The organism is Confluentibacter lentus, assembly GCF_002806995.1.
Classification (GTDB): domain Bacteria; phylum Bacteroidota; class Bacteroidia; order Flavobacteriales; family Flavobacteriaceae; genus Confluentibacter; species Confluentibacter lentus.
On sequence record NZ_NIHE01000011.1, the window covers coordinates 35,645 to 59,033 of the forward strand.

Here is a 23,389-nt window from a genome sequence, read left to right on the forward strand (position 1 = left end):
TATCTTTAGTCATATTAAAACTTATACAGATTGAAAAAAATAAAATTCCCAACCGCACAAACCATACTTTTTATTATTGCTGGTCTCGTAGCCATTCTTACATGGTTTATTCCTTCTGGAAAATTTGATTCCTTGGCCTATAATAAGGATGAAAACACATTTACTCGAACAAGCTTAAATAAAATAGAAACTTTAGCAGCTACCCAAGAAACACTTAATGTGCTAAACATTAAAATTCCTATAGAAAAATTCAGTAACGGAGATATTTGGAAACCTATTAGCATCCCAAATACCTATCACAAAGTAGATAATAAACCCCAAGGCATTGTTGCATTTATAAAATCCCCTATTAAAGGCATTATAGCAGCTGCCGATATTATTTTTCTTGTCTTGTTCATCGGTGGACTTATAGGTATTATGAATATCACTGGAGCTTTTGAATCGGGCATAGCATGGTTAGCAAACGCATTAAAAGGAAGAGAATATTTACTCATTATTTTTGTTACAATATTAATCGCTATTGGTGGAACGACTTTTGGTCTTGCTGAAGAAACCATTGCTTTTTATCCCATTCTCATCCCTATATTTTTAGCAGCGAAATATGATGCCATGGTACCACTTGCCTGTATTTATGTGGGGTCATCAATAGGTACCACCTTTTCTACAACAAACCCATTTAGTGCGATCATCGCTTCTGATGCCGCTGGTATTAATTGGACGGTTGGATTTACAGGCAGAATAATTATGCTATGTTTAGGAACCCTTATTTGTATATTATACATTCTTCGCTACGCACAACGTGTTAAAAAAGACCCTTCTAAATCCATTATTTTTAGTCAGAAAGAGGCCATTGAAAATCATTTTGGAAACTCAACACATTCTGTGATACGATTAAACAACCGGTTAAGGCTCATTTTGTTCACCTTCATTATGTGCTTTGTTGTTATGATTTATGGTGTATCCCAACTGGAGTGGTGGTTTCTTGAAATGACAACTGTCTTTTTTGTCGGCGTTATAATTATTGGTTTTATAGCTAAAATTAATGAATATAAGTTTATTGAAACCTTTGTTAAAGGCGCCAGTGACTTATTGGGCATTGCCCTAATTATTGGAATTGCCAGAGGAATTACTGTATTAATGGAAGATGGACAAATTAGCGATACCTTATTATATTACGCAAGCAATGCCACAAATGGCATGAACAAAGGCATTTTTATAAATACCATGCTTTTTATTTATAGCGGATTATCATTTTTTATTCCATCGTCCTCTGGAATGGCCGTATTAACCATGCCCATTATGTCGCCTTTAGCGGACGGTGTTGGTATTGGCCGGGAAGCCATTGTAAATGCTTATCAATACGGTATGGGATTGTTTGCTTTTATAAGCCCTACGGGATTAATATTGGCGTCTTTAGCTATTGTAAAAGTTGGCTATGATAAATGGTTGAAATTTGTCATACCATTAGTGATTATTTTAACTGTTTTTACGATGATCATGTTAACAGCATCAGTTTATTTATAATCCAATTTATAAGCAACCACTGTATTTCCATAAAAAGTAGGAACCAATAATATATTTTCTTTTGGTATGAATGACATATCGGCGGAATTCAATTTATTCGTTCGAGTATCCAATAATTTTACTGCAGGGGCATTTACCATGTTTTTATTGGCAAAATATATTTCACCTTGAAAGGCCGAAAGAAAATACCCTTCCTTTATTGGTACAATACCATCGCCTCCTCTAACGCCTGATGCCAACACCGTTTTCTCTTTGGTTATTTTATCGATTGCAATCAATTCCCCTTTGCTGGAAGATAAGATTAGTATTCTGTTGTCTTCAACTAAAATACCATTCGGATAAAACCCTTTTAAATCTAACCACAATGAAGATTCACCATTAGCCAATTTAAAAATTTTCTCATCTTGGGAATCGGTTACATACATATCACCATTGGCATCTATATCCAAATCATTAATAAAAACAGCATCAGTTACAGTGTGTGTTTTCCCTATTTTTCCTGTTTCTATATTTATTTCAACAACCGTATCGATATCTCCAACAAATAATTTATCATTAAAAAAGTTCAGTCCTTTTGGCGCGTTAATCCCAGTAACCCAATCTTTTTTAACAATTTTTCCGTCTTTGGAAAGCATGGAAATATAGCCATCTCCATCTTTTTTGTTAGGTGGCACTCCTCCAATATTTGAAACAAAAATCATCTCTTTTTCTGGATAATATCTCACGGCTTCGGCTGTTTTCAATACCGTATCCGTTTCCCAAAGTTTGGTCAATGTTACTTTAGCCTCCGTTGTTTGCGAATGGCTTATTTGAAACATCGTTATAAGAATCAACACTACTGGGAAATGATTTTTCATATAAAAATATTAAAATGTGATTATTAAAAACGCTAAGATACTATTTTCACCAATAGCTCTTTAAGTAAATCGCCTTGTGGAACGGCATTAGAACCAACGCCTTTACTTTTTACATCAAACTCACGCAAAGTAGAAACAATCCCGCTCACTTTTTTCATTGGGTAATTTCGGGCAGCCATAATATAATCATTAACAAAATAAGGATTTATTTTTAATGCTGAAGCAACATTTCTAGGTGACTTATCATTTAAACCATGAAAATGTAACAATTGCGAAAAGAAATTAAATAATAAAGAAACTGTTACTACCATAGGGTTATCCTTAGGGTTTTCAGCAAAATAATGGACAATTTTATGCGCTTTTAGAACATCTCTTTCTCCAATGGCCTTTTGCAACTCAAAATTATTGTAGTCTTTGCTAATCCCTATATTTTCTTCAATGGCCTCTGGCGTAATAGCACTTCCTTTGGGCAAAATGATTTGCAGCTTGTCTAGTTCGTTATTTATTTTACTTAAATCCGTTCCCAAAAACTCCACAAGCATTTGTGTTGCTTTTGGCGATATAGTATAGTTTTTAGATGCTAAAACTCGTCTAATCCAATCGGCTACTTGATTTTCATATAGTTTTTTGCTCTCATAAATAACGCCAATCTTACTGACCGCCTTGTATAAGGCCTTACGTTTATCTATTTTTTTATATTTATAATTAATAACCAGTACCGTTGTAGGTTGTGGATTTGCGGCATAACTAGCCAAATTCTCAATGGTTCTGGATAAATCTTGGGCCTCCTTAACAATAATCACTTGGCGATCTGCCATCATGGGGTAACGCTTGGCATTGCTAACAATATCTTCAATGGTAACATCCCTTCCGTACAAAACCATTTGGTTAAACCCTTTTTCTTCGTCGCTTAAAACATTCTTCTCAATGAATTCTGAAATCCTATCAATATAATAGGGCTCTTCACCCATTAAAAAATAAATAGGTTTAATATTGCCATTTTTAATGTCGGTTACTAATTGTTTTACTTCGTCCAAAACTGAGAAATTTCAAAAAATTATAAAATCCAAATTCCAAAAAACAAGTCATGAATTTGGTATTTGATTATTGAAGATTAACTTTGGAAAAATTAAAATCTGTTTTGCAAGAACTCAACTTTCCAAAGTTTTCGTTTCGATTCAAAAATAGCGAAAATAAAATTTCTATTTTCGACGTGATACGTAAAAAATTTGTGGTTTTACAACCCGAAGAATGGGTAAGGCAACATTGCGTGCATTATTTAATTAATGAAAAAAAATATCCAATTTCTTTAATTAATGTTGAAAAGGAATTAAAAATCAACAATTTAAGTAAACGATATGACATAGTTGTTTTTAATACAGATGGCAGTATTTTAATCATCATAGAATGTAAATCACCAAATGTTGCCATAAATCAAGCAACATTTGACCAAATCGCAAAATATAACCTGACATTAAATGCCACGTATTTAATGGTTACCAACGGATTAAATCATTATTATTGCCAGATGGATTTTGAAAACGAACGTTATAATTTTTTAAGAGATATACCTAATTATGGTGGTTAGTTAGTAGTTGATGATTAGTGGTGATTGGATAAATAAAATAGTCTTGAATTCGGTATACAAATGAAAATAGCTGTCGTTATATTAAATTGGAATGGGAAAAAACTTTTAGAAGAGTTTTTACCTTCCGTTGTTGAACATTCAAAAGAAGCTACGATTTATTTGGTTGATAATGCTTCAACAGATAATTCTATTGGTTTTGTAAACTCAAATTACCCCACTATAAAAATCATAAGAAATACTATAAATGGAGGCTTTGCAAAAGGCTATAATGATGCTTTACAGCATATTGAAGCCGATATTTTTTGCCTGTTGAACAGCGATGTAGAAGTCACTGAAAATTGGATAACACCAATACTAGAGGTATTTGAAAAAGACGCTAACACATCCATCATTCAACCAAAAATTTTAGATTACAAAAACAAGGATTATTTTGAACATGCTGGTGCTGCAGGCGGATTTATCGATAAATATGGTTTCCCATATTGCCGAGGCAGACTATTTGACACTTTAGAAAAAGATTCTGGCCAATATGATGATATTATAGATATATTTTGGGCTTCTGGTGCTTGTTTTTTTGTTAGAAGCGAGGTGTTTAGAAGACTAAATGGTTTTGATGAACGGTTTTTTGCCCATATGGAAGAAATAGACTTATGTTGGAGAGCTAAAAATTCAGGAAATGTTATTAAATATGTATATCAATCTAAAGTGTATCACTTGGGTGGTGCTACACTTTCAAAAGTAAATTCTAAAAAAACGTATTTAAATTTTAGAAACAGTTTATTTACCCTAATCAAAAATGCAAAAGGCCCATTATTTACTACCATGTTTTTTCGGCTTTTTTTAGATGGATTGGCAAGTATTAAATTTTTATTCGAAATGAAGCCAAATCATTCCTTAGCCATTTTAAAATCACATGTTAGTTTTTATTGGTATCTCCCTTACTTATTAAAACAGCGTAAATTACAAAAGAATAAAATAAAATACTTTGACAAAACATCCGTTGTAATTGATTACTTCATGAATAAAAAAACAACGTTTAATTGTTTATAGTTTTTTAACAAAAGTTTTGTTAAAATCTTAAATTATACTGTTTTTTCCATACTTTTGTATTTAATAATATTGAAATTAATCCTTATTAATAATTATGAAAAAAGTTTTATTACTTAGCTTGGCTACTATGCTGGTTTTAAGTTCTTGTGTATCAAAAAAGCAATTCACAGACTTACAAGCAAAACAAAAAGAAACTCAAGATTTACTTAATTCTGCAACCGTAAAATTAAATTCTTGCTTAGAAGAAAAAGCATCAGCAACCGCAAGAGCAACTGCTTTAGAAGAACAAGTTGCCGATTTAAGAAAAAACAATGACAACTTACAAGTGTTATCAGCAAAAGGTGCTAGTAACATAGAAAAAACATTAGAAAGCATCAAAGAAAAAGACATGAAAATTACACGTCTTCAAGATGCTTTAACTAAGAAAGATAGTATTACACTTGCTGTAGTAACTAGCTTAAAACGTGAAGTAGGAATCAACGATCCAGACATTGAAATCAATGTTGAAAAAGGAGTTGTATTCATTTCAATTTCTGATAAATTGTTATTCCAAAGTGGTAGCTACAATGTAACTGCTAAAGCTAAAGAAGTTTTGGCTAAAGTTGCTAAGGTTGTAAATGGTAAACCAGATTTCGAATGTATGGTTGAAGGTCACACAGACAATGTACCTTACCAAAGTGGTGTTCTTTTAGATAACTGGGATTTGAGTGTTAAACGTTCCACTTCTATCATCAGAGTATTACAAAGTTTAGGTGTTAATCCAAAACAACTTATTGCTGCCGGTCGTGCTGATTATGTGCCATTGGTTGATAATAACACTGCTGAAAATAGAGCTACAAACAGACGTACTCGCATTGTAGTATTACCTAAAATTGACCAATTCTATGAGATGGTTGAAAAAGAAATGAAAAATCTTTCTGCTCAAAACTAATTAGAATTTAAAATAATAAAAAAGCCCAACTTTTCAGTTGGGCTTTTTTTGTGCAACTTGTTTAAAATATTATGGCGTTACCTAAAGGTCGGGCTATACGCTACAAGTACTCGCTCGTACCTCACTGAGGGCTTTCCGCTCCTATCCCTAAAGCAGCAAACAACTAGCTATATGAATTTATTTATAGGATTGTTGCACTTTCCTTAATTAGAATCAACACCTAACACCTAACACCTAACACCTAACAAAACTAAAATATCTCCAAACTCCCTTTCCCCTCCCTAACAACAATAGGTTCATCTTCAGATAAATCTATAACCGTAGATGCTTGATTATCGCCATAACCACCATCAATGACCAAATCGACCAAATCATCCCATTTTTCTAAAATAAGTTCTGGGTCTGTTGTATACTCCAAAACTTCATCGTCATCACGTATAGAGGTTGAAATGATTGGATTTCCCAATAGTTTTACAATTTCAATGGCTATATTGTTTTTTGGCACCCTGATACCAACTGTTTTCTTTTTTTTGAACGGATTTGGCAAATTGTTTGAGCCTGGAAGAATGAATGTATAAGGTCCAGGAAGTGCTCGTTTTAAAATCTTAAAGGTGGTATTATCGATTTGTTTTACGTAATCACTTAGGTGACTTAAATCGTGACAAACAAAAGAAAAATTAGCCTTTTCAAGCTTTACGCCCTTTATTCTTGCGATACGTTCCAACGCTTTTATATTGGTAATATCACATCCCAAACCATACACGGTATCTGTAGGATAAATAATTAAGCCGCCTCTTTTTAGAATAGCCACGACCCTTTCAATCTCTTTCGGATTTGGGTTTTCTTCGTATATTCTAATAAACTCTGCCATAATATGTAACTTGCTTTTACGTTTTACAAAGTACGGACTATTTTTTTATATGAAACTCTATGAAATTCTTAAAATATATATTCTTCTTTTTTGTTATTTACAATTGCTCAAGTGAAAAAACTAATGATGACACATTAAATCCTCCAAAGTATTATGAAGAGCTAAATATTACTTATGGCAATGATGAAAATCAAAAATTCGATATTTATCTTCCAGCAAATCGAACAACGTCAACTAAAACCATCATTCTAGTACATGGTGGCGGATGGTCTTCTGGTGATAAAAGCGACATGAATCCCATTAAGGATTTAATTCGTCAGGATTTGCCAAATTTAGCAATCGTAAATATTAATTATCGCTTAGCAGATGCCAATAATAGTCCTTACCCCATGCAAATTGAGGATATAACATCTATTATAAATTACCTAAAAGAAAAAAAAGCTACATATACCATATCTGAATATTTTGGATTTATAGGGGTTAGTGCTGGAGGACATTTGTCACTTTTATGGAGCTATGCTTTTGATGATTTTAATGACATAAAAATGGTTTGCAGCATTGTGGGACCAACGAATTTGACAGACCCTGAATACTTAAATAATACCGATCCTGTTTTACAGGAATTATTAAACTCATTTGGCACCAATGCGGAGTTATCTTTTTTAGAAGAAGTAAGTCCATATCATCAAGTGTCCACTACGGCACCACCAACCATTTTATTTTATGGTGGACAAGACCCTTTAATACCAACTTCACAAGGAACAGATTTGAGAGACAGGCTACAAAATCTGGGTGTTAAGCATGAATTCACTTTGTATCCTAACGCAGGCCATGGTTGGGAAGGTTTAGAACTATTAGACACTTGGTTAAAACTCAAAGCTTTTATGCAAACAAATCTCTAAACAATCAAGCTTTTATATTACCCAATCACTTCTAACTTAGCAAAACGCAATAATAATTTTTTCACACCGCCATGCTGAAAATTGATTTCAGCTTTTATATCGGCTCCAGCACCTTCAATTTTAAGAACTTCTCCAGTACCAAAACGAATGTGCTTTACCAAATTGCCCACTACTAATTTACTGTCAAATAAATTAACATTGCCATTTGTTTGTCCGACTGGTTTTAAGTTTTTGGGCGAACTTACCTGAAATTTTGTAGGCTCTTCTTTTGAAACTTTTCCTTTGTTAAACTCAACTTGTTTGGCTGGTTTAAATCGGATTCGGTTAGGCTCAACGTCTCCAAAAATATCAGCACTTAGCATCGGGTTAAAACGTAGTTCTTCTGGCGGTGTTAAAATTTCAACATATTCATCGTCTATTTCATCTATAAAACGGCTAGGCTCTGAATCCACTAATTTTCCCCAACGATATCTTGATAATGCATACGTTAAATAAGCTTGTTTTTCGGCCCGTGTTAACGCCACATAAAACAATCTTCGTTCTTCCTCCAATTCACTTCGTGTGTTCATGCTCATGGCACTCGGGAACAAATCTTCTTCCAAACCGACAATAAACACATTAGGGAATTCCAAGCCTTTAGCCAAATGGATGGTCATTAAAGCTACATGATTGGCATCGCCTTTATCAGCATCCAAATCCGTTGCCAAAGCCACATCTTCGAGAAATTCCGCTAAAGACCCTGTAGTATCGGCTATTTCTTTCTGGCCTTCCACAAAGTCCTTCATTCCGTTTAAAAGCTCTTCAATATTCTCCATTCTGGTAACACCTTCAGGCGTTCCATCTTTTTTGAATTCATTTATTAATCCGCTAGTTCTGGTAACGTATTCTGCCAACTCAAAAACATCGGCTGTTTGATTCAATACCTGATAACTTTCAATAAGCGTCACAAAATCCTGAAGTTTATTTTTTGTCCCAGAATTTATATTGATATCAACTTTATCGATGTTTTTTAAAACCTCAAAAATGCTTCGGTTATAGCCATTGGCAGCGACAACCAATCTATCAATAGTAGTCTGACCAATACCACGAGGTGGAAAATTTATAATTCTCACCAAAGCTTCTTCATCCGCTGGATTGACTACCAATCTTAAATACGACAATACATCTTTAATCTCCTTGCGTTGATAAAAAGATGTGCCACCATAAATTCGATATGGAATATCACGCTTTCTCAACGCATCTTCAATAGCACGCGATTGTGAATTGGTTCTGTACAAAATAGCAAAATCGCTATTCTTCAGCTGATTATTCATTTTCTCTTCAAAAATGGTACTGGCTACGTAACGCCCTTCGTCACCATCCGTTAAAGACCGATGTACTTTTATTTTCGCACCTTCATCATTGGCGGTCCAAACGACTTTATCAAGTTTCGTTTGATTTTTTTCAATAATAGAATTAGCTGCATTGACGATGTTTTTCGTAGAACGGTAATTTTGCTCCAGTCTAAAAACCTTCACATCATCATAATCTTTTTGGAAATTCAAAATATTATTGATGTTGGCGCCACGAAACGCATAAATACTTTGCGCATCATCACCTACCACACAAATATTCTGGAATCTATCGGACAAAGCCCTAACGATTAAATATTGAGAGTGATTGGTATCTTGATACTCATCAACCAAGATATATTTAAACCTATTTTGGTATTTCATCAACACATCCGGAAAACGCGTTAATAATTCATTGGTTTTCAACAACAAATCATCAAAATCCATCGCACCAGCCTTAAAACAGCGGTTGACATATTCTTTGTAGATATCTCCCAAACGTGGTCGACGTGCCATAGCATCCGCCTCAATTAATTCCGGATTTTGAAAATAGGCACGAACCGTAATTAAACTATTTTTGTAAGATGATATTCTTGAACGTATTTGTTTAGGCTTATAAATATCTTTATCCAAATTCATTTCCTTGATGATGGCACCTACCAACCTATCTGAATCTTGAGTATCATAAATGGTGAAATTACTTGGATAACCCAATTTATCAGCTTCACTGCGTAAAATCCTAGCGAAAACAGAGTGGAATGTTCCCATCCACAAATTTTTAGCCTCACTACTTCCAACAATAGTCGCGATTCGCTCTTTCATCTCCTTTGCGGCTTTGTTGGTAAATGTTAAAGCCAATATGTTGAAGGAATCCACACCTTGACTCATCAAATAAGCAATTCTAAATGTAAGCACGCGTGTTTTACCAGAACCTGCACCAGCAATAATAATCATCGGACCATCTTTTTGCAAAGTAGGCTCTAATTGTGCGTCGTTTAACTGACTTAAATACTTTTCCAAAACTTATTGCGATTTAAGGTGTGAAATTAACCATTGTTAAGCTTTTAGCTTGTTATTATAATCAAAAATTATAAACAATTAAGCTTTAATATGTTCAGTTTTCCTTACCATCACCTGTCATGGCATTTAATAATCCTGCTTTTATATTGAGCCACAAATAATTAAACACCGATTTTGTTTTATCTCTTTCTATGTCCTTTCCATGGCCATACCTAAATGTATTGGATTTATTCTGACTATCCTTTGAAACAAAAAGATTGATTAATCCTGACAACAATTTATTCTTTTCTTCACCGCCTTTCTTTAAAATCACAATATCAAAATCATCGTAATGCAATTTTAAATCTATACGCGACGTATGGTCGTTCCCGCTAATAGTAAAATAATTTTTATTGATTTTCCCATTCAATCTTATATTGAGATTAGGCTCCATAAATTGATTCATATGGTTTGCATCCAATGTGCCTATGACTGCTTTAAAAATAAATTCGTCATTAGTATCCATCACATCGAAATTCCAGTCGACTTTTAAAGGCGTATTTTTCATAAAAATGGCATCAATATGGACTGATGTTTTAGTTTCACCATGTTTATAAGTATTACTTAAATTATTTATTTCAGCATTTAAATTTGAGAATTCAAGTCTTCCTCCTTTGGGGTCTTCATTAACCTTTTCGGTATAAACTACGGTAGCATTGTTTAAATAAACTTTACTTAAACTAATACCAAAATTAAAGTTTCTTAATATTTTACTATACAGTGATTTATAATTAAAATTATCTGCAACCAATTTATCTCTATGAATAATAAGTTTAGGCTGATAAAAATCGATTTGATCACTTTTAAAATAGAAGACCGAATCGTTTTTTACACCAAAATCATGATTTTTAATTATTAAGGAATCGATGTTTAAATCAAAATGATCTCGTTCAACAGCGATCTGTTTTGATAAGGCTTCTTTAGAATATTTCGTCTTTATGGATAGGTTTTTAATCTTATAAAAATCCATATTAAAATGAGCTTGTTTTATGAACAGGTTTTCATAATCGCTTAGCTGATAAAACAAATTATTGTAGGTTAAAAGATAATCCTGAAAAGTAAAAGGTATTTTATGTTCAAGGCTTGACTTTTTAATGACAACCATATTAACCCTGGCATTAATTTCTTCAGACTTCAATAGCAACGAATCATTGGCTAAATCAAAAACCGATAGGTGGCCATTGATTACTTTAATAGCTCCAATTTCAATATCTTTCCTAGAGGCACCATCAAATGAATCTCGAGAAGATTTTAAGCTTACCAAACTATTATGATGATAGATTGTTTTGGGTTGATCAAAAGAAATGCTTTTTACATTAATCTTATCATCAAAAAAATAATCCCAATAGCTTAAATTATTGATGGACAACTTCTCTAATTCAATCTGAAGATTGATGTTGCTAGTTGTACTTCCATAAACTAAAATTTTAGGATGTACCAACACCACACTTCCTGTTAAGGAATTGACATGGACACCTTGATATTCAATTTTTATAGTTTCAGAAAAATTATTTATTCCTCTTACTAGCTTGTTTTTAACTATAACATTTATAACTAAAGTGCTTATAATGAAAAATATTAATGCAAATAAACCTATGATAAATCCTTTTTTTAGCCGTTTGTCCATTACATAAAGATAAGCTATCAATACCCTTATAACAACATATTTTAAATATCTTTACGCTTAAAATTAATTTTTAACTTTTTAACTTAAAAAAATAATCGCTATGGATTCTGAAAGAGTTATTGACATGCTTTTGTTCGCCATTCCTTCTTTAATTACGGGATTAATTGCCTACTATTTTTTTAAAGAGCATACCAAAAATGAAGACGGAAGAAGACGCTTTTTGTTAAAAAAAGAATTGCAGGTTAATGCCTTGCCAACACGGCTACAGGCATATGAACGTTTAACTCTTTTTTTAGAAAGGATGTCCCCTAGTAAACTGCTTATTAGAATATCTCCAAATGATTTAAATAAAGAAGATTACGAATCCCTACTTATACAAACCATTGAAATGGAATTGGAACATAATTTAACCCAGCAAATTTATGTTAGTGAGAAATGCTGGAATATTATTTTAGCAGCTAAAAATGCGACTATTCAGTTGATTAGAAAAGCTAGTTTATCTGAAAAAACGACTTCGGCAGACAAATTAAGAGAAGTTATTTTAACTGAAATGATGGAGAGACGTTCGCCCAGTGATGCGGCACTTTCTTTAATAAAAGATGAAATTGCTGGTATATTTTAATTAATCATTTCTTAATTCGTTAAACCTGCCTTGGGCACACTTTTCTTTAGCATAATCAAAGCCTTGTTGCCACCAAGATACCATGAGCGCTTTGTTAAAGACCAACGAGTTTTCGGTGAGTTTGGATGGTGTATAATACAAATTGAGTTTTACATCTTTATTTTTGGCGGCGAGTTTTCCAATAGTAATATCGCTTCTCTCGATGCCATCAAGCAAATGCCCGAATAAATTCATCATGAGCGAAAACGGATTTTTACCCAAAACTTTATTGTACTCCATGTTTTCAGATTCCAGAATAATGGCATCAACTTCTGTCGCACCGCGTTGAATGGCCTCCCTAATGGGCACCACGCAGCCAAAAGCACCATCGGCGTATTCAAATCCGTCAACAGTTGCTAAAGACATAAACGGAATGTAATTACATGAAATCCATACCCAATTACAAAATTCGTCGTATGTGTAATCTTTTATGGATTTGTATTCTATTCTGTTCTTTGATAAATTAGATACTGTTACCACAACATCTTCTTTGGTCATTCTAATTATATGGTATTCTTCTTCTGTGAAATTTCGTTTCAAATACCGCAAAAGTGCCTGACTTTCACCAAAGGTGCGCTTTCTTTTAGCGAATTGAATAAGCGTATTTAAATAGTTAATCGATACATATTCCCTACCTTCTTTTTTATGTTGCACAAAAGGATTGATATTAAAAATGTTGCTTTGCTTGACATTGGTAAAGACTTTATGGATTTTTTCAATTTTACCAGCGGCCAAATGAGGTATTAATAAACTGCCTGTTGAGGTTCCTAAAAACAAATCGTATTGCCTGCCTTCTTCTTGAATTAGATATTGCGCTACACCACCCGCATAGGCCCCTTTGCTACCACCTCCAGAAATAACCAAAGCTCTCATTTTTTTTAAAATTTAGTTGATAAATATAACATTTTAAAAATAGTTGCTATTTTTTAAGCAAGTCTTTTGCCATTTTTGAAAATTGCCAAACAGGATGTTTTGCGGCTTGCTCTAAATTTTCTTGGCATTTTTCGTTACAAGCGTTTATCAATTTTAAATACTGAAAGGCATTTTGACGGATTTCAAAATGATTGCTTGGATTGGTGTAATTAGTGAGTTCTTCAAAGTATTCCGACTTATTTTCTTGTTCAAAATCTTCTGTAATCAACGCTAATGTTAACCAAAGCGTTCTAATATTTTTATCATTAAAGCCTTGAAGATGTTTTGTTTTAGCTAAATATTCATGCCTACTTTCTGGAAAATTATTCCAAAGATTATATAAAGCTATTTCGATGGTTATATATGATTTGTCGTCTAAAAGTGTTTCGTAATCAGAATTCAATTCTGAAGGGATTTTAGAAAGGGATTTTGCAATAGCTTGACGAACTTTGAGCGAATTATTAAAATCTTCTTTTCTTATGAAGTTTGGATTTTCTGAAATCAATTTGATTTTTGCTTCATCAGAAATTTTAGAATTCAAATAATCAGCATATTTTGATTTATCTCCTTGGCAATCTACTTTCAAATAATCATTCATAAACTTTGACTGCTTTATACTTTCTATAACCAAATCACTTTCAAATGCATCACTTTCCAACCAAAGTTTTACAAATTCCGATAAATCTTTTCCGCTTGCTTTTTCTACTTCACTTATAAAATCGTTGGTTTCAACATTTTTAAATTCATGTTTTTTTAGATAATTCTTTATGGCCGATTTAAAAGCTTTATCCCCTACTTTTTCTCTCAAAATATACAATGCCAATGCACCTTTTTTGTAAAACGTCGTGCCACTCGATTTCGGATCTAAAAGTGCTGTGTTGCCTCCCGCTTTTTCTTGTTCCAGCAATTCCTGAACATAATGGTACAATTGCCAATAATAAAAATGGTCTCCAAAAATGTCTTTTTCAGCCAACAACGCATAATAAGTCGCAAAGCCTTCTTGCAGCCAGTGGTGTGTTCCCGAGGTTTCAGTCACCAAATTGCCAAACCATTGATGCGCCAATTCGTGGGCATTCACATTCACATAATTCTTATCAATAAACGAGATGGAATCTATTAAATACGTATCAGAAAAAATGGTAATACTTGTGTTTTCCATGCCCGCATACAGAAAATCTTTCACTGGAACTTGCTTGTAATTTTGCCACGGATAAGGAACGCCGATTTCTTCTTCAAGAAAATCGAACATCTGCTTGGTGTAACGGTAAGTTGGTTCAAACTTTAATGAATCCTCTGGATAATAATACATTTCCAAAGGAATACCGCTTTTTGACGTTTCTACTTTTTTATCGTATTTACCAATAGCTAAGGCAACTAAATAACTGGACATGGGTTGTTGCATATCAAAATTCCAACGATTAAATCCTTCATAATTTTCAATATCAATTAGCTTACCATTAGCTACCACTTGATACGTGTTTTTAACAACAATGCTTAAATCAAACTCAATTTTTTCATTCATATCATCAATACTGGGAAGCCAATTACTCGTGTATTTTCCTTGACCTTGAGTCCAAACTTGCTTTTCGTCACCTTTATTAACAAAATAAAGTGCTTTCTTAGGATTTGTCTTCCAAATAATGTCTAAAGTATAGATTTCATTTTTCTTAAAATTATGTTTTATGACAAGATGATTTCCATCATATTTTGCGGCTATAAACTCATTATTCAAAAGACATTCAACCATACTGAAATCCTTAGCATCCAAAAAGATAGAGTCAACATCTTTTAAAATTTCATATTGATAGGAAACCTTACCACCTATTCTATTATCATCTAAACTACCGAACTCAACACTAGCCTTGGCTGTTTTAAAATCAACAAAATCAGTTTGTTGCGCTTGTATCAAGCAACAATAAAATATAATAAAAAGATTGGTAATTAACTTCATAACGTGTTTATAACAAAGGTTAAGCCAAAATAATAATAATCCTTGTCATTATTACCAAAAGCAGTATTTTAGTTCTATGATTACTAATCTTCAAACTCCTATAGATTATTTAAAAGGCGTTGGCCCCAATCGGGCGGATTTACTGCGCACAGAGTTGGGTATTCATACGTATCAGGATTTAATCAACTTATTTCCAAATAGATACATTGACAGAACACAGTATTATAAAATCAATCAACTGCAGCGTAACAATACTGATGTGCAAGTGATTGGAAAAATAACTGAGTTTAAAGAAGTAGCACAACAACAGGGAAAACGATTGGTTGCTACATTTCAAGACGACACGGGCTTGATGGAATTGGTTTGGTTTCGGGGTCAAAAATGGATTCGGGAAAGCATAAAATTAAACACTAATTATGTTATTTTCGGAAAAACCAATTGGTTTAATGGCCGATTTAGCATGCCGCATCCCGAAATGGAATTGCTCGAAGAACACGAAAAAAATTTACGTTCTGCCATGCAACCCGTATACCCTTCCACGGAAAAGTTATCCAATAAAGGCATCACAAACCGAGTGATTAGTAAAATCATGCAGCAGCTTTTTTTGGAAACCAATGGCAGATTTAGCGAAACGCTTTCAGAAAATATCCTTTCGGAATTGAAATTAATTAGTAAAAGTGATGCGCTTTTTAACGTGCATTTTCCAAAAACCCAAGAGCTATTGGCACGTGCGCAATACCGATTAAAGTTTGAGGAATTTTTCTATATTCAATTGCAATTGATTTTAAAAAATCTCATTCATAAATCGAAAATAAAAGGCTTTCCTTTTGAAAAAGTCGGCACCTATTTCAACACCTTTTTTAAAGACCATTTGCCCTTTGAATTGACCAATGCACAGAAGCGTGTTTTAAAAGAAATCAGAGCCGATTTAGGTAGCAATGCACAAATGAATCGATTGTTGCAGGGCGATGTAGGTTCTGGCAAGACCATTGTGGCGCTCATGTCAATGTTAATCGCACTTGACAACGGTTTTCAGGCGTGTTTAATGGCTCCGACTGAAATTTTGTCAGTTCAACACTATAACAATTTAGTTGAATTATGTAACAAATTGAATATCAGTATAAAAATACTCACTGGTTCAACTAAAACTTCAGAACGAACAAAAATTCATGAATCTTTAGAAAATGGCGAATTAGACATCTTAATTGGCACCCACGCCTTACTTGAAAATAAGGTAAAATTCAAAAATTTAGGACTCGCCATCATAGATGAACAACATCGTTTTGGTGTGGAACAACGAAGCAAATTATGGAAAAAAAACACGTCGCCACCACATGTTTTAATCATGACGGCAACACCCATTCCACGAACATTAGCGATGTCCGTTTACGGTGATTTAGACATCTCCATAATTGACGAATTACCTCCTGGAAGAAAGTCCATAAAAACCGTGCATCGTTACGACAAAAACAGGTTGAATGTTTTCAAATTTATACGTGATGAAATTGCGAAGGGCAGACAGATTTATATTGTCTATCCATTAATCCAAGAAAGCGAAACTATGGATTATAAAGATTTGATGGATGGCTATGAAAGCATTTCCAGAGATTTTCCTTTGCCCAATTATCAAATCTCGATTGTCCACGGCAAAATGAAACCCGCCGATAAAGATTATGAAATGCAACGTTTTATAAAAGGCGAAACAAACATCATGGTGGCTACCACAGTGATTGAAGTCGGCGTAAACGTTCCCAACGCATCAGTAATGATTATTGAAAGTGCTGAACGTTTCGGGTTATCACAATTGCACCAATTACGCGGTCGTGTTGGTCGAAGTGCCGAACAAAGTTATTGCATTTTAATGACCAGCCATAAATTGAGCGCGGACAGCAAAACACGATTAGAAACGATGGTAAGAACTTCGGACGGTTTTGAAATTGCTGAAGTCGATTTACGATTACGTGGACCAGGAGATATTATGGGAACTCAACAAAGCGGTGTTTTAAATCTAAAAATAGCTGATTTAATAAAGGATAAAGATATTCTTCAAAATGCTCGATTTCACGCAAAAAAAGTTTTAAACAGCGACCCTATGCTATCTAATACGGAAAACAAAGCTATTCTCAACACCTATCAAGAACTAGCAAAATTCAAAAATATTTGGAATTATATAAGTTAAACCATTAAATCAGATACATGCAGTATGTTGATAATGTGTTAATTATTAAAATGATTTAATTTTTATTAAAAGAAATTAATTAGTAATATTGCCTAGAGAAAGAATCTCCTAATTATTCTCTCTTTATAACATTTAATCCCTCTAAAAATGAAATTTATTACTTTTTTCACATTCATATTCATACAATCTATTGTGTTTTCCCAAAACTCAGACTGTTTTTATGAAGAATCCAACAATATTGTAGTCATAGAAGCTGAAGATATGGATACAGATGGTCTATGGGATGTTAAAAATAATATTACTGGATTTTCGGGCAGTGGATATTTAGAATGGGGAAATGGGAGTTATTTTAACACACCAGGTACAGGTAAATTTTCAGTCAATATAAAGATAAACAATACTGGGCTATATAAATTCCAATGGCGCACTAAAGTTGGTGCTGGCACTAGCTCAACAGATGAAAATGATTCGTGGCTACGTTTTCCAGATGCTGATAACTTCTTCGGACAAGATGGCTCGAGCATTATTTATCCAACAGGAAGTGGTAAAACTCCGAATCCAGAAGGTGCAGGATCTGCCGGTTGGTTTAAGGTATATTCAAACGGAACTACGAATTGGACATGGTCTACCCTAGTAAGTGACAACGATGGCCATGAGGTTTTTGTTCGATTTGATTCGCCAGGTATATATACCATGGAGATATCCGCACGATCAGAATTCCACCTATTAGATAGAATTGTATTAAGTAAAAGTACAGTATCTAATCCTACTAATTTAAGTATTCAAGAAGCAACCTGCTCCACCACATTATCGGTTACTGATATTGAAAACGCAAAAAAATTCAAGGTTTTTCCAAACCCAGTAACTTCATCTAGCAAAATTTCCCTTAACGGTATTCAGCCAGATTCCTATAAAGTAACAATTATGGATATTGTTGGTAAACAAGTATCAAACAAATTAAATCTAACATTTAAAAACGATATTGAAGAATTGGAAATAGGGTATTTAAAATCAGGACTTTATTTTCTCACTTTAAGTAGCGTAAACAATTCTTACTCAGCAAAATTACTCGTAAAATAATCCTTTTTCTATTTTTCACTCTTGTTCTATTAAATGAGTTAATCCTTTTAGTGTAATTATCTAAGTTAAGACTTTAATAGTCTTGCTATTATTTATATTTACTGAAAATTTAATCATGCTCCATTTAAAATTAGAAACTGACCCTAGGTGGGTAAATATTGTAGAAAGTAATATTGAAGAAATACTTACCGATCATGCATGGTGCGAACAAAAAGCCGCCACGAATGCCATTACTATAATCACTCTAAATTCTGAACATACCGATTTGGTTACGGATTTACTAGAACTTGCCAAAGAAGAATTGGAGCACTTCCAAATGGTTCACGACATCATTAAGAAACGTGGTTACAAACTAGGTAGGGAACGCAAGGATAGTTACGTGAACGAACTTTATAAATTCATGAATAAAGGCGGAAACAGATTGCAATGCATGGTAGATAGATTGTTGTTTTCAGCCATGATTGAAGCCAGAAGTTGCGAACGTTTTAAGCTTCTTTCCAAAGAAATAAAAGACCCAGAACTTTCCAAATTCTACAATGATTTAATGATTAGTGAAGCGGGGCATTATACAACTTTCATCGGCTTCGCTAGAAAATACGGAAAAGATATTGATGTTGATAAACGTTGGAAAGAGTTAGTCGATTTTGAAAGCGAAGTGATAAAAAACTATGGTAAACATGAAACCATACACGGGTAAAACATCCACTTACTATTTTATCCATAAATTACATTGCAATGTTTGAATGCTAGCTTCAATATTTTATCTTTGCTAGCTTATAAAACTGTAAATTTTCATGAAGATTTCATACAATTGGTTAAAACAATTTATTAAGATTGATTGGACACCTGAACAAACTGCCGAATTACTAACAGACTTGGGTCTTGAGGTTGAAGGCATTGAGTCCTATCAATCTGTAAAAGGTGGCCTAGAAGGTGTTGTAGTTGGAGAAGTTTTAACGTGTATTAAACACCCAAATGCGGATAAATTAAGAATCACAACTGTTAATATTGGAGAGGAAAATCCTTTGCAAATCGTTTGTGGTGCTCCAAATGTAGCTGTTGGTCAGAAAGTACCCGTCGCCACTATTGGAACGACGCTTTACTCCAAAGAAGGTGAATCTTGGACCATTAAAAAAGGAAATATCCGTGGCGAAGAAAGTCATGGAATGATTTGTGCCGAAGATGAGCTTGGCCTAGGGGCATCTCACGAAGGTATTTTGGTACTTGATGAATCATGTAAAGTAGGCACACCCGTAGCAGACATTTTTGATGTTGAAAATGACCATGTTTTTGAAATCGGATTAACTCCAAATAGGGCTGATGCCATGAGCCATTTAGGAACTGCACGCGATTTAAAAGCGGGGTTGATTCAAAAAGATATTACTTTAGAGTTTATCACACCATCTGTGAGTGCCTTTCATATTGATAGTAGAACATTAAAAATTGATGTTGATGTTAAAAATAAAGAATTGGCACCTCGCTATTGTGGCTTAACCATCTCTGGAATAAAAGTAGAAACATCTCCTGTTTGGTTGCAAAACCGTCTGAAATCTATAGGATTAAAGCCTATAAATAATGTTGTAGATGCGACCAATTATGTGCTGCACGACTTGGGTCAGCCACTTCACGCTTTTGATGCAGCTAAAATTTCAGGCCATAAAATTGAAGTCAAAACTGTACCTTCTGGAACAAAATTCACAACCCTCGATGGCGTTGAACGCGAACTGCATGAGGATGATTTAATGATTTGCGATGCCGAAAAACCCATGTGTATTGCGGGTGTTTTTGGAGGTATGCACTCCGGCGTTTCTGAAAGTACAACCAATATTTTCTTAGAAAGTGCTTATTTTAATCCGGTTAGCATTCGGAAATCTGCAAAGCGACACGGATTGAATACCGATGCTTCTTTTAGATTTGAACGCGGTATCGACCCAAATATTACCGAATACGCACTTAAATGCGCCGCATTATTGATTCAAGAAGTTGCTGGTGGTGAAATTACTAGTGACATTATTGATATTTATCCCAAAAAAATTGAGGATTTTCAGGTACGGTTTAGTTTTGAAAATGCCAAAAAGTTAATAGGCGAGGAAATTCCTAAGGAAACCATTAAACGTATATTAACGTCCTTGGAAATTAAAATAAATAATGTTACGGAAACGGGCTTGGGCTTAACAGTACCAGCCTATAGAAATGATGTGCTTCGTGAAGCAGACATTATTGAGGAAATTCTGCGTGTTTATGGCTATAACAATATCAACATTACCGAAAAACTAAATGCTTCGGTTTCCAGCTCCACACGTTTTGAAGACCATAAAATTCAAAACATTGTTGGTAACCAATTAGCTGCTCAAGGCTTTTTGGAGATTATGGCAAACTCGCTTACAACGCCTAACTATATTTCATTAACCAACCAATTAAAAGAGGAACATAATATCACAATATTAAATCCTCTGAGTGGCGATTTGTCTGTTTTAAGACAATCCTTATTGTTTTCTGGACTGGAATCAGTTTCATATAATATCAACAGAAAACGCAGTGATTTGAAACTGTTTGAATTTGGCAAAACCTATCACAGTTATAATGACAAACGTGAGGAATTTAAACATCTCACTGTTTTTGTAACCGGAAATAAAAACCAAGAACATTGGCATGTTGCTAATGAAAAAAGTGATTTCTTTTTTCTTAAAGGAACGATTAATGCATTATTGGAACGTTTAGGAATTTCCAGATATACTGAAACACCAATTAATAATGATTTGTTTAGTGAAGGATTAACTATAGGTTTAGGAAAAAAACAATTGGTTGATTTCGGACTTGTTAAAAAATCCATACTTAAACATTTTGATATTTCACAAGAAGTCTTGTTTGCTGATGTTCATTGGGATGCTATTTTAGAAGTTATAAAAAATAACACCATCAAGTTTAAAGCCATTCCTAAATACCCAGAAGTCCGCAGGGATTTTGCTTTGCTTATAGATGATAACATAACTTTTGAATCCATTTATAAAATAGCAAAGCAAAGCGAAAAGCAATTACTTAAAAGTGTTAATTTATTTGATGTGTACCAAGGTAAAAATCTACCAACTGGCAAAAAAAGTTATGCTGTTAGCTTCACATTACAAGATGAAAACAATACACTAACCGATAAGCAAATTGATAAGATCATGAGCACACTTCAAATTCAATTTGAAAATCAATTAGGGGCTGAATTGAGGTAATGTTTTTTGCTTTTATCATGCTTTATTAAATAATGAATAATAATAAGACTTATAGATAAAAATAAGTAAACATTGAACACTCCTATTTTAGGACCTATAGTAGTGTGATATATTTTAAAAGATACTATAAAATTTAATACGGTTAAAAATGTAATCGCCAATATGTATTTTATCTTTGCAAATACGTCAAAATAATTTTGCCTTACAAGTAGTAAATGTTTCAATTCTTGACTCATAAAGAATCCAAATATTGGCCACAAGAAAAATAAAGGCATTACTAACAATCTCAATTCACGGGCTCTAGCACTTAACAAAACAATAATTAAATTTATTACCAGTGTTAAAAAGAAGGCTTTAACAAACTTGTTAAGTTTTAAACTTAAAAAGAAAGGATTCTTAAAACTTTGAAATAAAAAATATATAGGAATTAAATACATGATTATTATGGCTCCAATGGTTTCAATTATGAAATCTAAATTTTGAAAATTATAGCCCATCCTAGAAAACCTAAGCAAGAGATAGTCCCTAGATGACTCAAAATCTTTTGATTCCTGCATAACAAAATAAACATAAAAGCAATAAACCAATATTGGAACAGCTAAAGCTATTGTTTTTTCTCTAACACGTATTGATTCAAAATTTCCCTTAAAATCAATCTTGCTTTCATAAACATACAGCATAAAAAGTCCTGGAATCAATATCATAGCTGTTTCTCTGGTTATAATAGCTAAGCTAAAGGTTAGAATGAACCAAAAAATCCTTTCTTTAATAAAAAGTATTAAACTTAAAAACATAAAACAAAACTGCAAAGGTTCGTCATAAGTGTAAACAGGGATGAAAAATGCAAATAGATTAGAAAAACATAAATAAAAAGCTAAAACAGAGAGTAAACCAATCTTTGAATTCTTAATAATCTGCTGCGATAAGTAAAATAATAAAGGCCCGCAAATGAAAAAAAATGTAAAATTGACCAAAACAAACGAATAACCTATTTCAATTGAAAAAAATTTAGAAAAAAATTCTATAAAAAATGTCGTTAACTGCCTTTTATAAAAAACTGGATGGTTTTTATGTAATTCTACGACTTCTATTAAGTCACTGTTGGATATCCAAAAACTTTCTCCATTAATCATAGTGTTTATACCACTAAACAAATGCAAACAAAACATTAGCATGGTCATTAAAGAACTTAATAAATAAGGAGCAATTTTTTTCAATACTTTGATATATTTAAAATAACAGTTTTTTACAATGAGTTCATATTTTAATTCACTAACTTTACTAATATAGCAATAAAATATGTTTAACTCAGATTACATAAAAATATTTACTGGCAGTTTTATAATAGTTCAACTTATTTCCAAAAAGTTAAACGCCATTGGTATCAACCCAGTTATAAAAGATGAAACGGAATCTGGACGTTTAGCTGGCTTTGGAGCCTCTATTCAAGGACTTCAAGAAATTTACGTACATGAGGACGAACTTGACAAAGCTGTGGACATTGTTGAAAGCGTTACCGCTGAATTTCAATCGTAATGTCATTGCCGCGAAGGCGGTAATCTTTAAAAATCGAACGCTTTAATGGATTCTTTCCCGATAGCTATCGGGATTCGCAGGAAATCGAAGATTCGACGAAGTCAATGAC

Annotated in this window: 19 protein-coding genes; 11 read left to right on the forward strand and 8 right to left on the reverse strand. The window is 33.3% G+C overall.

Going from position 1 to position 23,389, the window contains the following annotated elements; genetic code table 11:
• Nucleotides 1–30: 30 nt before the first annotated feature.
• Nucleotides 31–1,524, forward strand: coding sequence for a YfcC family protein (locus CDH50_RS14635; RefSeq protein WP_100613036.1), 1,494 nt, complete (start codon nucleotides 31–33; stop codon nucleotides 1,522–1,524).
• On the opposite strand, the gene CDH50_RS14640 is transcribed toward CDH50_RS14635, so the two are convergent.
• Together CDH50_RS14640 and holA are read right to left on the reverse strand one after the other, a co-directional pair.
• Nucleotides 1,515–2,381, reverse strand: a complete 867-nt coding sequence (locus CDH50_RS14640; protein WP_100613037.1) for an SMP-30/gluconolactonase/LRE family protein — start codon at nucleotides 2,379–2,381, stop codon at nucleotides 1,515–1,517. The genes CDH50_RS14635 and CDH50_RS14640 overlap by 10 nt on opposite strands.
• 32 nt (nucleotides 2,382–2,413) lie before the next feature.
• A complete protein-coding gene (holA, locus tag CDH50_RS14645) occupies nucleotides 2,414–3,418 on the reverse strand; it encodes a DNA polymerase III subunit delta (protein ID WP_100613038.1) in 1,005 nt (334 codons plus the stop codon).
• Nucleotides 3,419–3,522: 104 nt separating this feature from the next.
• Between holA and CDH50_RS14650 the strand changes: the two genes are divergently transcribed.
• The 3 genes from CDH50_RS14650 to CDH50_RS14660 all read left to right on the forward strand — a co-directional run bounded on the left by CDH50_RS14650 (nucleotide 3,523) and on the right by CDH50_RS14660 (nucleotide 5,950).
• The gene (locus tag CDH50_RS14650; RefSeq protein ID WP_100613081.1) at nucleotides 3,523–3,969 is read left to right on the forward strand and encodes a type I restriction enzyme HsdR N-terminal domain-containing protein; all 447 of its coding nucleotides are present in this window, start codon (nucleotides 3,523–3,525) and stop codon (nucleotides 3,967–3,969) included.
• A gap of 60 nt (nucleotides 3,970–4,029) precedes the next feature.
• Nucleotides 4,030–5,019, forward strand: a complete 990-nt coding sequence (locus CDH50_RS14655) for a glycosyltransferase family 2 protein (protein ID WP_100613039.1) — start codon at nucleotides 4,030–4,032, stop codon at nucleotides 5,017–5,019.
• Nucleotides 5,020–5,113: 94 nt separating this feature from the next.
• Nucleotides 5,114–5,950, forward strand: coding sequence for an OmpA/MotB family protein (locus CDH50_RS14660; protein ID WP_100613040.1), 837 nt, complete (start codon nucleotides 5,114–5,116; stop codon nucleotides 5,948–5,950).
• 250 nt (nucleotides 5,951–6,200) lie between these two features.
• Here CDH50_RS14660 and CDH50_RS14665 read toward each other — a convergent pair whose 3' ends face one another.
• Nucleotides 6,201–6,821 (reverse strand): L-threonylcarbamoyladenylate synthase, encoded by a 621-nt coding sequence (locus tag CDH50_RS14665; RefSeq protein WP_100613041.1) that lies wholly within the window; start codon nucleotides 6,819–6,821, stop codon nucleotides 6,201–6,203.
• A 59-nt stretch (nucleotides 6,822–6,880) separates the two neighbouring features.
• Here CDH50_RS14665 and CDH50_RS14670 point away from each other — a divergent pair, with 59 nt between their 5' ends.
• Nucleotides 6,881–7,723: an alpha/beta hydrolase gene (locus CDH50_RS14670; RefSeq protein ID WP_100613042.1), complete on the forward strand. Its 843-nt coding sequence runs from the start codon at nucleotides 6,881–6,883 to the stop codon at nucleotides 7,721–7,723.
• Nucleotides 7,724–7,740: 17 nt separating this feature from the next.
• Here CDH50_RS14670 and CDH50_RS14675 read toward each other — a convergent pair whose 3' ends face one another.
• Together CDH50_RS14675 and CDH50_RS14680 are read right to left on the reverse strand one after the other, a co-directional pair.
• Nucleotides 7,741–10,074 carry an ATP-dependent helicase gene (locus CDH50_RS14675; RefSeq protein ID WP_100613043.1) on the reverse strand — a complete coding sequence of 778 codons (2,334 nt, stop codon included), beginning with the start codon at nucleotides 10,072–10,074 and terminating at the stop codon, nucleotides 7,741–7,743.
• A 94-nt stretch (nucleotides 10,075–10,168) separates the two neighbouring features.
• The gene (locus tag CDH50_RS14680) at nucleotides 10,169–11,740 is read right to left on the reverse strand and encodes a hypothetical protein (RefSeq protein ID WP_100613044.1); all 1,572 of its coding nucleotides are present in this window, start codon (nucleotides 11,738–11,740) and stop codon (nucleotides 10,169–10,171) included.
• Nucleotides 11,741–11,840: 100 nt separating this feature from the next.
• Here CDH50_RS14680 and CDH50_RS14685 point away from each other — a divergent pair, with 100 nt between their 5' ends.
• Nucleotides 11,841–12,362, forward strand: a complete 522-nt coding sequence (locus tag CDH50_RS14685; protein ID WP_100613045.1) for a DUF7935 family protein — start codon at nucleotides 11,841–11,843, stop codon at nucleotides 12,360–12,362.
• Here CDH50_RS14685 and CDH50_RS14690 read toward each other — a convergent pair whose 3' ends face one another.
• On the reverse strand, nucleotides 12,363–13,274 hold the full coding sequence (locus CDH50_RS14690; protein ID WP_100613046.1) for a patatin-like phospholipase family protein: 912 nt from the start codon (nucleotides 13,272–13,274) through the stop codon (nucleotides 12,363–12,365). It lies immediately after the preceding gene.
• Between the two features lie 46 nt (nucleotides 13,275–13,320).
• Nucleotides 13,321–15,264, reverse strand: a complete 1,944-nt coding sequence (locus CDH50_RS14695) for a M1 family metallopeptidase (protein ID WP_100613047.1) — start codon at nucleotides 15,262–15,264, stop codon at nucleotides 13,321–13,323.
• 76 nt (nucleotides 15,265–15,340) lie between these two features.
• Between CDH50_RS14695 and recG the strand changes: the two genes are divergently transcribed.
• The 4 genes from recG to pheT all read left to right on the forward strand — a co-directional run bounded on the left by recG (nucleotide 15,341) and on the right by pheT (nucleotide 21,744).
• Nucleotides 15,341–17,443, forward strand: a complete 2,103-nt coding sequence (gene recG / locus CDH50_RS14700; protein WP_100613048.1) for an ATP-dependent DNA helicase RecG — start codon at nucleotides 15,341–15,343, stop codon at nucleotides 17,441–17,443.
• Between the two features lie 147 nt (nucleotides 17,444–17,590).
• Entirely contained in the window at nucleotides 17,591–18,523 is a 933-nt protein-coding gene (locus CDH50_RS14705; RefSeq protein WP_100613049.1) for a T9SS type A sorting domain-containing protein, read from the forward strand.
• 115 nt (nucleotides 18,524–18,638) lie between these two features.
• Nucleotides 18,639–19,220, forward strand: a complete 582-nt coding sequence (gene miaE, locus CDH50_RS14710; protein ID WP_100613050.1) for a tRNA-(ms[2]io[6]A)-hydroxylase — start codon at nucleotides 18,639–18,641, stop codon at nucleotides 19,218–19,220.
• A gap of 97 nt (nucleotides 19,221–19,317) precedes the next feature.
• Entirely contained in the window at nucleotides 19,318–21,744 is a 2,427-nt protein-coding gene (pheT, locus tag CDH50_RS14715; protein ID WP_100613051.1) for a phenylalanine--tRNA ligase subunit beta, read from the forward strand.
• On the opposite strand, the gene CDH50_RS14720 is transcribed toward pheT, so the two are convergent.
• Nucleotides 21,720–22,961: a hypothetical protein gene (locus tag CDH50_RS14720; RefSeq protein ID WP_157805001.1), complete on the reverse strand. Its 1,242-nt coding sequence runs from the start codon at nucleotides 22,959–22,961 to the stop codon at nucleotides 21,720–21,722. The genes pheT and CDH50_RS14720 overlap by 25 nt on opposite strands.
• Before the next feature lie 82 nt (nucleotides 22,962–23,043).
• Here CDH50_RS14720 and CDH50_RS14725 point away from each other — a divergent pair, with 82 nt between their 5' ends.
• Entirely contained in the window at nucleotides 23,044–23,280 is a 237-nt protein-coding gene (locus CDH50_RS14725) for a putative signal transducing protein (RefSeq protein WP_100613053.1), read from the forward strand.
• Nucleotides 23,281–23,389 lie beyond the last annotated feature (109 nt).

What these genes read in the sequence shown, in the direction of transcription:
- CDH50_RS14725 (WP_100613053.1), top strand. Translation starts at nt 23,044, where the DNA reads ATGTTTAACTCAGATTACATAAAAATATTTACTGGCAGTTTTATAATA.
- CDH50_RS14665 (WP_100613041.1), bottom strand. Translation starts at nt 6,821, where the DNA reads ATGGCAGAGTTTATTAGAATATACGAAGAAAACCCAAATCCGAAAGAG.
- CDH50_RS14640 (WP_100613037.1), bottom strand. Translation starts at nt 2,381, where the DNA reads ATGAAAAATCATTTCCCAGTAGTGTTGATTCTTATAACGATGTTTCAA.
- CDH50_RS14705 (WP_100613049.1), top strand. Translation starts at nt 17,591, where the DNA reads ATGAAATTTATTACTTTTTTCACATTCATATTCATACAATCTATTGTG.
- CDH50_RS14670 (WP_100613042.1), top strand. Translation starts at nt 6,881, where the DNA reads ATGAAATTCTTAAAATATATATTCTTCTTTTTTGTTATTTACAATTGC.
- CDH50_RS14655 (WP_100613039.1), top strand. Translation starts at nt 4,030, where the DNA reads ATGAAAATAGCTGTCGTTATATTAAATTGGAATGGGAAAAAACTTTTA.
- pheT (WP_100613051.1), top strand. Translation starts at nt 19,318, where the DNA reads ATGAAGATTTCATACAATTGGTTAAAACAATTTATTAAGATTGATTGG.
- CDH50_RS14660 (WP_100613040.1), top strand. Translation starts at nt 5,114, where the DNA reads ATGAAAAAAGTTTTATTACTTAGCTTGGCTACTATGCTGGTTTTAAGT.
- CDH50_RS14680 (WP_100613044.1), bottom strand. Translation starts at nt 11,740, where the DNA reads ATGGACAAACGGCTAAAAAAAGGATTTATCATAGGTTTATTTGCATTA.
- CDH50_RS14685 (WP_100613045.1), top strand. Translation starts at nt 11,841, where the DNA reads ATGGATTCTGAAAGAGTTATTGACATGCTTTTGTTCGCCATTCCTTCT.
- CDH50_RS14690 (WP_100613046.1), bottom strand. Translation starts at nt 13,274, where the DNA reads ATGAGAGCTTTGGTTATTTCTGGAGGTGGTAGCAAAGGGGCCTATGCG.
- CDH50_RS14695 (WP_100613047.1), bottom strand. Translation starts at nt 15,264, where the DNA reads ATGAAGTTAATTACCAATCTTTTTATTATATTTTATTGTTGCTTGATA.
- miaE (WP_100613050.1), top strand. Translation starts at nt 18,639, where the DNA reads ATGCTCCATTTAAAATTAGAAACTGACCCTAGGTGGGTAAATATTGTA.
- recG (WP_100613048.1), top strand. Translation starts at nt 15,341, where the DNA reads ATGATTACTAATCTTCAAACTCCTATAGATTATTTAAAAGGCGTTGGC.